Below are 14104 nucleotides of genomic sequence, written 5' to 3'. Positions count from 1 at the left end.
TTTTTCATAGGCGCGATTGAGTATCAGCGGCGGGCAAAAGTATCCACACGACTGCCTGACACCTTGCGGCAGTGCACCAGCGCATCGCGAATCATGAAGTTCACCAGCGTCGGCGAGACGCCAAGCTCCTTGGCAATGTCCTTTTGCGGCACGCCGTGCAGGCGGTACATCTCGAAGGCGTAGCGGGTGCGGCTGGGCAGCTCTGTCAGCGCGTCGGCAATGTGTTCCAGCGTCGAGAAGTTGATGTGCGAGGTTTCCGGAGAAGCGCCTTGAATCACCACGTTCAGGCCTTCCTCTTCAGGGCCCGAATACTTTTGCTCCAGCGCCTGTTTGCGGTAGTGATCGATGGCCAGATTGCGCACGATCTGGAACAGGTAGCTGAGCTGAGCCTTGAATGAAGACGTGATCTGCGGTGCTGAATGCAGCCGGAAGAACGCATCCTGCACGACGTCTTCGGCACGCGACCGGCAACCGGTAATGCGGGCTGCAATCTTGACCAGAATCAGTCGATTGTCGACGAATGCCTGAAGTAGCGGTGAATCGCACCTGCTTGTGGACACTTGTTCCGTCATGGAAATCACCTTCCTGCAAATAGGTTCGTGGGACGGCAAGCCGGGGCTGAGCCGTCCAACACATCGAGCGACAAATTATTCTGAATGATAATTATTGTCAAATGAGAAAGATAACTAATGCTCCTCAGAGGTGCCGAGTGAGCACTGCGACACGCTGACGTGCCCGCTTGCCTCATTCGGCCCTGTTGGGTTTCAAGCCTGCGGACTAATTATTTCAAGACGTCAACCGTTCTCATTGGTGAATGGTTCCGGGTAGCGGCTGCGACCCAAACAGCATTCCCAAGCCTTGCGCGGTCGGCGAAGACCGCGCCCTGCACGCCCCGAAGGGCGTGACGTCAGAAAACCGATTTCACTTGCAAGCCGAATTCAGGCAGGAAACCTCATGACCGACGCGTTCGAACTCCCCAGCACACTGGTCCAAGCCCTTCAGCGCCGAGCGGCCCTGACGCCGGACCGGATGGCCTTGCGTTTTCTTGCCGAAACCCAGGATCAGGCTGTGGTGCTCAGTTATCGCGAGCTGGATCAGCGGGCGCGGACCATCGCTGGCGCGTTGCAGCGCGAGGCTGCGTTTGGCGATCGCGCGGTGCTGCTGTTTCCCAGCGGCCCGGATTACGTCGCGGCGTTCTTCGGCTGCCTGTACGCCGGTGTGATCGCGGTGCCGGCCTATCCGCCGGAGTCGGCACGTCGTCATCATCAGGAGCGTCTGCTGTCGATCATCAGCGATGCCGAACCGCGTCTGCTGCTGACCAGCGCCAGTCTGCGCGATGCGTTGCAGCAAATAGAGGGCGCGCCGCCGTTGCTGTGTGTCGATACGCTCGACAGCGCCCTGGCCGAACATTGGGTGGCGCCGAACCTTGCAGATGACCACATCGCTTTCCTGCAATACACCTCCGGCTCCACCGCGTTGCCTAAAGGGGTGCAAGTCAGCCACGGCAACCTGGTGGCCAATGAGCTGCTGATTCGCCACGGCTTTGGCATTGATCTGAATCCTGACGACGTGATCGTCAGCTGGTTGCCGCTGTACCACGACATGGGGCTGATCGGCGGTCTGTTGCAGCCGATTTTCAGCGGCGTGCCGTGCGTGTTGATGTCGCCGGCGTATTTCCTTGGCCGGCCGTTGCGCTGGCTGGAGGCGATCAGCGAGTACGGCGGCACCATCAGCGGCGGGCCGGACTTTGCCTATCGACTGTGCAGCGAGCGAGTCAGCGCATCAGCCCTGGCGCGCCTCGACCTCAGCGGCTGGCGCGTAGCGTATTGCGGTTCCGAACCGATTCGCCTCGATACGCTGGATCGCTTCGCCGAAAAGTTCGCGGACTGCGGTTTCACCCAAGACAGTTTCATGGCGTCCTACGGGTTGGCCGAAGCGACGCTGTTCGTGGCCGGCAGCCCTCGCGGCCAGGGCATTGGCAGCCTGCGCGTGGACGATCAGGCCCTGGCACAAAACCGTGCCGAGCCGGGCGATGGCAGCCCAATCATGAGTTGCGGCATCAGTCAGCCGGATCACGCGGTGATGATTGTCGATCCGACGGCGCTCAACGCGTTGGCTGACAACACGGTCGGCGAAGTCTGGGCCGCCGGGCCGAGCATCGCCCACGGCTACTGGCGCAACCCGCAGGCCAGCGCCAAAACCTTCGTTCAGCACGCTGGCCGTACCTGGCTGCGCACCGGCGACCTGGGCTTTATGCGCAGCGGTGAAGTGTTTATCACCGGGCGCCTGAAAGACATGTTGATCGTTCGTGGTCACAACCTTTATCCACAGGACATCGAGCAAACCATTGAGCGCGAGGTGGAGGTGGTGCGCAAAGGTCGTGTCGCCGCTTTCGCCGTGAACATCGAGGGTCAGGAAGGCATTGGCATTGCGGCGGAAATCAGCCGCAGCGTGCAGAAAATCCTTCCGCCTGACGCCCTGATCAACGCCATCCGCCAAGCCGTGGCGGAGGCGTATCAGCAAGCGCCAAGCGTGGTGGTGCTGCTCAATCCGGGCGCGTTGCCCAAGACCTCCAGCGGCAAACTGCAACGCTCGGCATGCTGCAATCGTCTGGCGGACGGCAGCCTCGACAGCTATGCACGGTTTCCGTCGACGCTTACCGACAGAGAAGAGAAAACCGAAACGGGTACTGAGCTGCAAATCTTGATTGGCCAGATCTGGTGCGAGCAACTGCAGATCAAACAGATCAGTGCCGACGATCACTTTTTCCTGCTGGGCGGCAACTCCATTGCCGCCACTCAGGTGGTTGCGCGTCTGCGCGAAGCACTCGGCCTGGAGCTGAACCTGCGCCTGCTGTTCGAAGCGCCGACCCTTGGCGCGTTTGCTGGCGCAGTCGCTCAGCAACAACAGGACGGCGGTCTCGCCCAAGGCGCGATCACCCCGCTGTCGCGCACCGAAGCCCTGCCGCAATCGCTTGCGCAAAACCGTCTGTGGATCACCTGGCAACTCGACCCGCAGAGCCGCGCCTACAACATTCCCGGCGCCTTGCGCTTGCGCGGCGAGCTGGATGAAGACGCCTTGCGCGCCAGTTTCCAGCAACTGATCGAGCGTCACGAATCCCTGCGCACACGGTTCTTCGAGCGTGACGGGGTGGCGCTGCAACAGGTCGATGCAGCGAGCGAATTCAACCTGCAACTCATCGATATCAGCGACCTGCCGGTTGCCGAGCGTGAAGTCCGTGCGCAGCAGATCCGAGAAGACGAAGCCCGTACTCAATTCGATCTGGAGCAAGGCTCATTGTTGTGGGTGACCTTGGTGCGACTCGATGAAGCGGACCATCAACTGTTGGTGACGCTGCACCACATCATCGCCGACGGCTGGTCGCTGAACGTGCTGATCGACGAGTTCTCGCGCCTGTATGCCGCCGCGTCACAAGGACAAAAGGCGACACTTCCAGCATTGCCGACCCAATACGCCGATTACGGCAGTTGGCAGCGTCAATGGCTGGCGCAAGGGGAGGGCGAGCGTCAGTTGGCTTACTGGAAAGCACAATTGGACTTTGATCATCCGACCCTGGGCCTGGCCACTGATCATCTGCGTTCGGCGCACCACATGCACACGGCTGCCCGCCATTCTGTGAAGCTGGGCGCGACCCTGAGCGATGCCATTCGCCAAACCGCCCAGGCCCATGAATCCACCTCGTTCATGCTGTTGCTCGCCGCGTTCCAGAGCCTGCTGCACCGCTACAGCGGCCAACGCGACATCCGTATCGGCGTGCCGAACGCCAACCGTCCGCGCCTGGAAACCCAAGGGCTGATCGGCTTCTTCATCAACACCCAGGTGCTGCGTGCCGAGCTGGATCCGCAGCTGCCATTCGTTGAGCTGCTGGCGCAAACCCGTCGGGCCGCGTTGGACGCGCAAGCGCATCAGGATTTGCCGTTCGAACAATTGCTCGAAGCCTTCCCGCACGCCCGCGAACAAGGTTTGTTCCAGGTCATGTTCAACCACCAGCAGCGGGACTTGAGCGCACTGCGTCGCCTGCCCGGGTTGCTGGCCGAAGAGCTGCCGTGGCACAGCCGTGAAGCCAAGTTCGACCTGCAGTTGCACAGCGAGGAAGACCGCAAGGGTCACCTGAGCCTGTCCTTCGACTACGCCAGCGAACTGTTCGAGGTGGCGACTATCGAGCGTCTGGCCGAGCATTTCAGCAACCTGCTGCGAGCCATTTGCGAACAACCGAAAACCGCCATCGGTGATCTGCAACTGCTGACCCCCTCCGAGCTTGATCAGCAAGCATCGTGGAGCGCCGCACCGTGCACACCGGCCAGCGTTTGGTTGCCACAATTGCTCAACGAACAGGCTCGCCGGACCCCTGAGCGCACTGCGCTGATGTGGGACGGTGGCGCCATGGACTTCGCCGAACTGCACACCCAATCCAACCGCCTGGCCCATTATCTGCGGGACAAAGGCGTCGGCCCGGACGTCTGCGTGGCCATTGCCGCCGAGCGTTCACCGCAGTTGCTGATCGGTCTGCTGGCGATTATCAAGGCCGGTGGCGCCTACGTGCCGCTGGACCCGGATTACCCGGCCGAACGCCTGGCCTACATGCTCCGCGACAGCGGCGTCGAGTTGCTGCTGACCCAAACCCAATTACTCGAGCGCTTGCCGGCCACCGAGGGCGTCAGTGTGATCGCCATGGACGCCTTGCCTCTGGAGTGCTGGCCGAACCACGCACCGGGCCTGCACTTGCACGGCGACAACCTGGCGTATGTGATTTATACCTCCGGTTCCACCGGCCAGCCGAAGGGCGTCGGCAACACCCACGCAGCCCTCGCCGAGCGTCTGCAATGGATGCAGGGCACCTATCGTTTGAACGACACCGACGTGCTGATGCAAAAGGCGCCGATCAGTTTTGACGTGTCGGTGTGGGAATGCTTCTGGCCGCTGATTACCGGCTGCCGTCTGCTGCTCGCCGGGCCGGGTGAACACCGCGATCCGCACCGCATCGCACAGCGTATTCGGCAATACGGCGTGACCACGCTGCACTTCGTGCCGCCGCTGCTGGCGCTGTTCATCGACGAACCGCTGACCGCTGAATGCACCAGCCTGCGCCGCGTATTCTCCGGTGGCGAAGCCTTGCCCGCCGAACTGCGCAACCGCGTGTTGGAACAACTGCCGGCCGTGCAATTGCACAACCGCTACGGCCCGACCGAAACTGCGATTAACGTCACTCATTGGCACTGCACAACCGCCGATGGCGAACGCTCGCCGATTGGTCGTCCGCTGGGCAATGTGCTGTGCCGCGTGCTCGATGAGGCGCTCAACCCCGTTCCGGCCGGTGTGCCGGGCGAGCTGTGCATCAGCGGTATCGGCCTGGCCCGTGGCTATTTGGGTCGTCCAGGCCTGACCGCCGAACGCTTTGTGGTCGATCCGTTGGGCGAGCAGGGCGCGCGTCTGTACCGCACGGGTGACCGTGCCCGCTGGACCGCCGACGGCGTGATCGAATACCTCGGCCGTCTCGATCAGCAGGTCAAGCTGCGTGGCTTTCGCGTTGAGCCGCAAGAAATCGAAGCGCGTCTGCTGGCTCAGGACGGCGTCGCTCAAGCCGTGGTGCTGGTGCGCGAAACAGCGGCCGGCGGACAGTTGATCGGTTACTACACCGCAATCGATTCCATCGAAGATGTTGATGTCCAAGCCGCACGTCTGAAAACTGCGCTGGCGGCTGAGTTGCCGGCGTATATGGTCCCGGCGCAACTGATGCGCCTGGACGAAATGCCCCTGGCCCCCAGTGGCAAACTCGACCGTCGCGCCTTGCCTGAACCGCAATGCCGAGTCCGCGAACACGTCGAACCGGTCACAGCCCTCGAGCAACAAATCGCCGGCATCTGGCGTGAAGTGTTGGGCCAAACACAAATCGGCCTGCGTGACGATTTCTTCGCACTGGGCGGCCATTCCTTGCTGGCCACGCAAATCATTTCCCGTACTCGTCAGGCCTGCGACGTCGAGTTGCCGTTGCGTGCGCTGTTCGAAAACAGTGAGCTGGGCGCGTTTGTCGAACAGGTTCAACTGATCCAGGCCAGTGGCAAAACCAACCAGCAACCGCCGATCGAGAAAGCCGACCGCAGCCAACCGGTGCCGTTGTCCTATTCCCAACAACGCATGTGGTTCCTCTGGCAGATGGAGCCGGATAGCCCCGCCTACAACGTCGGCGGCATGGCGCGGCTGCGCGGGGTGCTCGATGTCGGGCGCTTCGACGCCGCGCTGCAAGCGCTGATCAGGCGTCATGAAACCCTGCGCACCACGTTCCCGAGCGTCGATGGCGTGGCGCAACAACGGGTTCACCCGGACACCGGGATGCGCATGGACTGGAAGGACTTCTCCGTGCTCGACGTTGATCGCCGCGAACAACGCGTCCAGCAACTGGCCGACGAGGAGGCGCATAAACCCTTCGATCTGGAAACCGGCCCCCTGCTGCGCGCCTGCATGGTCAAGACCGCCGAGCAGGAGCACTACCTGGTGCTGACCCTGCACCACATCGTCACCGAAGGCTGGGCGATGGACATCTTCGCCCGGGAACTGAGCGCGCTCTACGAGGCCTTCGTCGATGACCGCGAATCGCCGCTGCAACCGCTGCCGGTGGACTACCTGGATTACAGCGTCTGGCAGCGTCAGTGGCTGGAGTCCGGTGAACGTCAGCGCCAACTCGACTACTGGACCGCGAAACTGGGCCGCGAACATCCATTGCTGGAGCTGCCGAGCGACCGTCCGCGTCCTCCCGTGCAAAGCCATCAGGGCGAATTGTTCCGTTTCGATCTGAGTGATGATCTTGCCGCGCGCGTTCGTGCCTTTAATGCACAAAACGGTCTGACCTTGTTCATGACCATGACCGCCGCACTGGCGGTGCTGCTTTACCGCTACAGCGGCCAGACCGACCTGCGCATTGGCGCGCCGGTGGCGAACCGGATTCGTCCGGAAAGTGAAGGGCTGATCGGTGCATTCCTTAACACCCAAGTGCTGCGTTGCCAGCTCGACGGGCAGATGTCCGTGGGCGAGTTGTTCGAGCAGGTTCGCCATACCGTGATTGAAGGCCAGTCCCATCAGGACCTGCCGTTCGATCACTTGGTGGAAGCCCTGCAGCCATCGCGCAGCGCGGCGTACAACCCACTGTTCCAGGTGATGTGCAACGTGCAGCGCTGGGAATTTCAGCAGAGCCGCACGCTCGCCGGCATGACCGTCGAGTACCTGGCGAACGATGCACGGGCGACCAAGTTCGACCTCAACCTGGAAGTCACCGACCTCGACCATCGCCTGGGTTGCTGCCTGACCTACAGCACCGATCTGTTCGATGAACCACGCATTGCGCGGATGGCCGGGCATTGGCGCAACCTGCTGGAAGCGCTGCTGGCCGATCCACAACAACGCCTCAGTGAACTGCCACTGTTGGAAGCCACCGAACAGCAACACCTGCTCGACAGCCTCGGCGTCGAGCCGGGCGAGCATCGCCTCGACCAGTGCATTCATCACCTGTTCAGCGAGCAGGCCCTGGCCCGAAAAGATGCACCGGCATTGACCTTCGCCGGGCAAACCCTGAGCTACGCCGAGCTCGACAGCCGCGCCAATCGTCTGGCCTGGATGCTCCGCGAGCGTGGCGTCGGGCCGCACGTTCGGGTGGGTCTGGCGTTTGAGCGTTCGCTGGAAATGGTCATCGGCTTGCTGGCGATCCTCAAGGCGGGCGGCGCCTATGTGCCGCTGGACCCCGAATACCCGCTGGGCCGTTTGCACTACATGATTGAAGACAGCGGCATCGGTTTGCTGCTCAGCAATGCGGCGATGTTCGCAGCGCTTGGCGAGCTGCCGCCAACCGTGGCTCGCTGGTGCCTCGAAGAGGACGCCGCCACACTGGCCAACTACCCGGCCACCGAGCTGCCGTTTATCAGCCTGCCGCAGGATCAGGCGTACTTGATTTACACCTCGGGCTCTACCGGCAAACCGAAAGGCGTGGTGGTGTCCCACGGTGAAATCGCCATGCATTGCCGTGCGGTGATCGAGCGCTTCGGCATGCGAGCGGACGACTGCGAACTGCATTTTTACTCCATCAACTTCGACGCCGCGACCGAGCGTTTGCTGGTGCCGTTGTTGAGTGGCGCTCAGGTGGTGTTGCGAGCACAGGGTCAGTGGGACGCGGAAGAAATCTGCGGTCTGATTCGCCGTCACAACATCAACATCCTCGGCTTCACCCCGAGCTACGGCAGCCAGTTGGCACAGTGGCTGGCGACTCAGGGCGAAATCCTGCCAGTGCGCATGTGCATCACCGGCGGTGAAGCGCTGACGGGCGAGCACCTGACGCGGATTCGTGCGGCGTTCAAACCGAGCCTGTTTTTCAACGCCTACGGGCCGACCGAAACCGTGGTCATGCCCCTGGCGAGCCTGGCGCCCGAGCAATTGGAAGAAGGCCTCGCCAGCGTACCGATTGGCAGTGTGATTGGCGCGCGCGTGGCCTACATCCTCGACGCTGATCTGGCATTGGTGCCGCAAGGGGCAACGGGCGAGTTGTACGTCGGTGGCGCCGGTCTGGCGCAGGGGTATCACCAGCGTCCGGGTATGACGGCCGAGCGGTTTGTCGCCGATCCTTTTACGACCAACGGCGGGCGTCTGTACCGCACCGGCGATCTGGTGCGCCAGCGCGCCGACGGTCTGGTGGAATACCTCGGACGTATTGACCATCAAGTGAAAATTCGAGGTTTCCGCATTGAACTGGGCGAAATCGAGACCCGTCTGCTGGAACATGAATCGATCCGTGAAGCCGTGGTACTGGCGCTGGATGCCCCGAGCGGCAAACAACTGGTCGGCTATCTGGTGACTGAAGTCGCCGAGCAGGACGAACCGCAACAAGCTGTACTGCGCGAAGCGCTCAAGGCCCACCTCAAATCCCAACTGCCGGATTACATGGTGCCAGCGCATTTGATCCTGCTGGCGTGCATGCCGCTGACCGCCCACGGCAAACTCGACCGCCGCGCATTACCGGCACCGGACCCGGAACTGAACCGTCAGCATTACGTGGCGCCGAGCAACGCGCTTGAGCTGACGTTGGCCGGCATTTGGTGCGAAGTGCTGAACGTCCTACAGGTCGGCCTCAATGACAACTTCTTCGAACTGGGCGGCGACTCGATTCTGTCGATTCAGGTGGTCAGTCGTGCGCGGCAGCAGGGCATTCACTTCAGCCCGCGTGACCTGTTCCAGCACCAGACCGTGCAGACCCTGGCCGCCGTGGCGACCCGCACCGAGCAGGTCAGCGCCGAACAAGGTTTGCTGACTGGCGAATCGCGTCTGACGCCGATCCAGCACTGGTTCTTCGACACCGACATCCCCCAGCGCCAACACTGGAACCAGGCACTGCTGCTGGAACCGACCGTGGCACTGGAACCTCATCGTCTGGAGCAAGCGCTGCTGGCGGTGATTGAACAGCACGACGCTTTGCGTTTGTGCTTTAGCGAAGTCGCAGGTCAATGGGAGGCCGAGCACCAGGCGATTTCCGACGCGCCGGCGCTGTGGCAAGTGCGTGTTTCGTCCATGGACAAATGCGCGGCACTGTTCGCCGATGCCCAGCGCAGCCTTGATCTTGAGGACGGGCCACTGATGCGCGTGCTGCTGGTCGATGGGCCGGAGGGGCAACAGCGGCTGTTTATCGCCATTCACCACTTGGTCGTGGATGGGGTTTCGTGGCGGGTGTTGCTGGACGATGTGCAAACGGTGTATCGCCAACTGGACGCGGGGCAGTTGGCAAAACTGCCAGCGAAAACCAGTGCGTTCAAGGACTGGGCCGCACGCTTGCAAACGTATGCCAGCAGCGAATCCCTGCGTGAAGAACTGAGCTGGTGGCAGTCGCAACTGGCCGGTGAGAGCAGCCAGTTGCCGTGTGATCGCCCTGAGGGTGGCCGGCAGAATGGTCATGCGCAAACCGTCAGCGTGCGCCTGGACAGTGAGCGCACCCGCCAGTTGTTGCAGCAAGCGCCGAGCGCCTATCGCACTCAGGTCAACGACTTGCTGCTGACCGCATTGGCTCGCGTGCTGTGCCGCCGGAGCGGTCACGAATCGGTGCTGATTCAACTCGAAGGGCACGGCCGCGAAACGCTGTTCGACGAGATCGACCTGACCCGCACCGTCGGCTGGTTCACCAGCGCTTATCCGCTGCGCTTGACGCCGCTCAACATTGAAGAAGCCGCCGAGCAGGGCGCCTCGATCAAGGCGATCAAGGAACAACTGCGCGCGGTGCCGCATAAAGGTCTGGGGTATGGCGTGTTGCGTTATCTCGCCGATGACTCGAGCCGGCAGACCATGGCCGCGTTACCGGTGGCACCGATCACCTTCAACTACCTCGGTCAGTTCGACCAGAGCTTCGGCGCGGACGCCTTGTTCCTGCCTCTCGATGAAGCGGTCGGCGCGGCCCATGATCCGCGCGCGCCGCTGCCCAATGAACTGAGCGTCGACAGTCAGGTCTATGGCGGTGAACTGGTGCTGCGTTGGACCTTCAGCGCTGAACGCCATCACCTGCAGACCATCACTGAGTTGGCAGACGCTTACCTCGACGAATTGCATCGCCTGATCGAGCATTGCCTGCGCGACGACGTGGAAGGCCTGACGCCGTCGGACGTCCCGTTGGCGAAACTGACCCAGTCGCAACTCGACGCGCTGCCAATCCCGGCCGCCGCCATCGAAGACGTCTACCCGCTGACCCCGATGCAGGAAGGCATGCTGCTGCACACCTTGCTGGAACCGGGCACCGGCCTCTACTGCATGCAGGATCGCTACCGCATCAACAGCGAGCTCGACCCGCAGCGTTTCGCCCAGGCCTGGCAAGCGGTGATCGCCCGTCACGAAGCCTTGCGCGCATCGTTCTGCTGGAACGTCGGCGAAGACATGCTGCAAGTTATCCACAAGCCGGGCAGCACGCCAATCGAGTACCTGGACTGGAGCGCAATCGCCGACGCCCAGCAGGAACCGACGTTGCAGGCGCTGCTCAAAAGCGAGCGTGAGGCCGGGTTCGATCTGCTCAATCAGGCACCGTTCCACCTGCGTCTGATCAAGGTTGGCGCGGCGCGTTACTGGTTCATGATGAGCAACCACCACATCCTCATCGATGCCTGGTGCCGTTCGCTGCTGATGAACGATTTCTTCGACATCTACACCGCCCTCGGCGAAGGCCGGGAGGCGCAGCTTGGGCCTGTGTCGCGCTATCGCGACTACATCGGCTGGCTGCAACGCCAGAGCCTGGCCGAGGCGCGGCAGTGGTGGAAAGCCAACCTGCAAGGCTTCGAGCGGACCACGCCGATACCGAGCGACCGGCCGTTCTTGCGTGAACATGCCGGCGAAAGCGGTGGCATGATCGTCGGCGACCGCTACACCAGGCTCGATGCCCGAGACGGTGCGCAACTGCGTGAGCTGGCTCAGGCGCATCAACTGACCATCAACACCTTTGTCCAAGCGGCGTGGGCGTTGGTGTTGCGCCGTTTGAGCGGTGATCGCGACGTGTTGTTCGGTGTCACAGTGGCCGGGCGCCCGGTGGACATGCCAGAGATGCAACGCACGGTCGGGCTGTTCATCAACAGCGTCGCGCTGCGGGTGAAAATGCCCGAAGACGATCAGCGCTGCAGCGTTCGTCAATGGCTCAGCGGCTTGCTCGACAGCAACATGCAACTGCGCGAGTACGAATACCTGCCGCTGGTAAGCATTCAGGAAAATAGCGAACTGCCCAAGGGCCAGCCGTTGTTTGACAGCCTGTTTGTGTTCGAAAACGCCCCGGTGGACGTCTCGGTGCTGGACCGTGCGCAAAGCCTCAACGCGACCTCGGATTCGGGCCGCACCCACACCAACTTCCCGCTGACGGCGGTTTGCTATCCGGGTGATGACCTAGGCTTGCACTTGTCTTACGACCAGCGTTATTTCGATGAATCGACCGTCGAGCGCATGCTCGGCGAGTTCAAGCGGTTGCTGCTGGCACTGGTCCAAGGTTTCCACGGCGACATGGCCGATCTGCCGTTGCTGGGCTTTGATGAGCAGGACTTCCTGATCCATGGCTGCAACCAGAGCGAGCATGAATACCCGCTGGAGCAGAGTTACGTCGAGTTGTTCGAAGCACAAGTTGCTCGGCATCCACAGCGCATTGCCGCCAGTTGCCTGGATCAGCAGCATAGCTACGTCGAGCTGAACCAGCGCAGTAACCGTCTCGGTCATGCGCTGATCGACGCCGGTGTCGGGTTGGATCAACCGGTGGCGTTGCTGGCTGAACGTAACCTCGATTTGCTCGGCATGATTATCGGCAGCTTCAAGGCTGGCGCCGGTTATCTACCGCTGGACCCGGGTCTGCCGAGTCAGCGGCTTAGCCGGATCATCGACCTGAGCCGCACGCTGTTGCTGGTCTGTACCCAGGCTTGTCGCGAGCAGGCAGTCGTTTTACTGGAAGAGTTCGGGTGCGCCAATCGGCCGAAATTGCTGGTTTGGGAAGCGGTGCAAGCGAGCGACATTTCGGTGGCCAATCCAGGCATTTACAGCGCTCCGGATAACCTCGCCTACGTGATCTACACCTCGGGTTCCACCGGTTTGCCGAAGGGGGTGATGGTCGAGCAGCGCGGCATGCTTAACAACCAGCTGAGCAAGGTGCCGTACCTGAATCTGGGCATCGACGATGTGATCGCCCAGACCGCCTCGCAAAGTTTCGACATCTCGGTCTGGCAGTTCCTCGCCGCACCGCTGTTCGGCGCTCGGGTGGACATCGTGCCGAACACCATCGCCCATGATCCGCAAGGGTTGCTGGCGCATGTGTCGGCCCAGGGCATCACCGTGCTGGAAAGCGTGCCGTCGCTGATTCAGGGCATGCTCGCTCAGGAACGCATGAGCGTCGACGGTCTGCGCTGGATGCTGCCGACCGGTGAAGCGATGCCTCCAGAGCTCGCACACCAATGGTTGCTGCGCTACCCGCAGATCGGGCTGGTTAATGCTTACGGGCCGGCGGAATGCTCGGATGACGTGGCATTCTTCCGCGTCGACATGGCGTCGACGCGTGGCAGTTACCTGCCGATTGGCACGCCGACCGACAACAACCGTTTGTACCTGCTTGATGGCGCGCTGGAGCTGGTGCCGTTGGGTGCGGTGGGTGAGTTGTGCGTCGCGGGTACCGGTGTCGGCCGTGGCTACGTCAGTGATCCGTTACGTACGGCTCAAGTGTTTGTGCCTAACCCGTTTGGCGCGCCGGGGGATCGTCTGTATCGCACCGGCGATCTGGCCCGTCGTCGCAGTGACGGCGTGCTGGAATACGTCGGGCGGATCGACCACCAAGTGAAAATCCGCGGCTACCGCATCGAATTGGGTGAAATCGAGGCGCGTCTGCATGAGCAACCGCAAGTGCGCGAAGCGGCGGTCGGTGTACAGGACGGCATCAACGGCAAGCATCTGGTCGGCTATTTGGTAGCGGCTGATTCTTTGATCAATCCAATGGAGCGACTGGAGCGCATCAAGCAATGCCTGCGCGCTGAATTGCCGGAATACATGGTGCCGCTGCATTGGTTGTGGCTTGAGCGGATGCCGCTGAATGCCAACGGCAAGCTTGATCGCAAGGCACTCCCGGTGCTGGACATCGGCCAGTTGCAGCGTCAGGACTACCAGGCACCACGCAATGAGCTGGAGCAGACGCTGGCGGATATCTGGGCCGAGGTGCTGAAGGTCGAAAAGGTCGGTGTTCGCGACAACTTCTTCGAGCTGGGCGGGCATTCATTGCTGGCGACGCAGATCGCTTCGCGGGTGCAAAAAAACCTGCAACGTGATGTGCCGCTGCGGGCGATGTTCGAATGCAGCACGGTGGCGGAGTTGGCCCAATACATCGACGGATTGGCGGCGAGCGACATCACCGAGGAGAAGGCAGATCGCCTCAATGACCTGATGGCTGAGTTGGAGGGGCTTTGATTCTCGATGAGACCACAGTGCAGACAACTGCAAGGTTGACGGTGGAGTTCCCATCGGTGCTGGTGCCGGAAGCGGCGCCTATCTCCAATCTGGAGAATCCGCCGTTTGTCACCGATGCACTCCTGAAATGGCTGGAAAAAGGCAAGTAAAG

Annotated in this window: 2 protein-coding genes and 1 pseudogene; 2 read left to right on the top strand and 1 reads right to left on the bottom strand. The window is 61.8% G+C overall.

The window, feature by feature from the left end; translation table 11 throughout:
• Window positions 1-23: 23 nt before the first annotated feature.
• On the bottom strand, window positions 24-572 hold the full coding sequence (locus ACXPVS_RS24915; protein ID WP_458512271.1) for an RNA polymerase factor sigma-70: 549 nt from the start codon (window positions 570-572) through the stop codon (window positions 24-26).
• A gap of 382 nt (window positions 573-954) precedes the next feature.
• On the opposite strand from ACXPVS_RS24915, the gene ACXPVS_RS24910 reads away from it, so the two are divergent.
• Together ACXPVS_RS24910 and ACXPVS_RS24905 are read left to right on the top strand one after the other, a co-directional pair.
• Entirely contained in the window at window positions 955-13953 is a 12999-nt protein-coding gene (locus ACXPVS_RS24910; protein ID WP_458512270.1) for a non-ribosomal peptide synthetase, read from the top strand.
• Window positions 13954-14003: 50 nt separating this feature from the next.
• Window positions 14004-14102: pseudogene (locus tag ACXPVS_RS24905) on the top strand (alpha/beta fold hydrolase); the annotation flags it as partial.
• Window positions 14103-14104: the final 2 nt, after the last annotated feature.

Source organism: Pseudomonas sp. Ma2-10, assembly GCF_054330215.1.
This window is presented reverse-complemented; position numbering and strand designations above follow the sequence as displayed.

Coding starts and splice junctions, on each gene's coding strand:
- ACXPVS_RS24910 (WP_458512270.1), top strand. CDS start 955: ATGACCGACGCGTTCGAACTCCCCAGCACACTGGTCCAAGCCCTTCAG.
- ACXPVS_RS24915 (WP_458512271.1), bottom strand. CDS start 572: ATGACGGAACAAGTGTCCACAAGCAGGTGCGATTCACCGCTACTTCAG.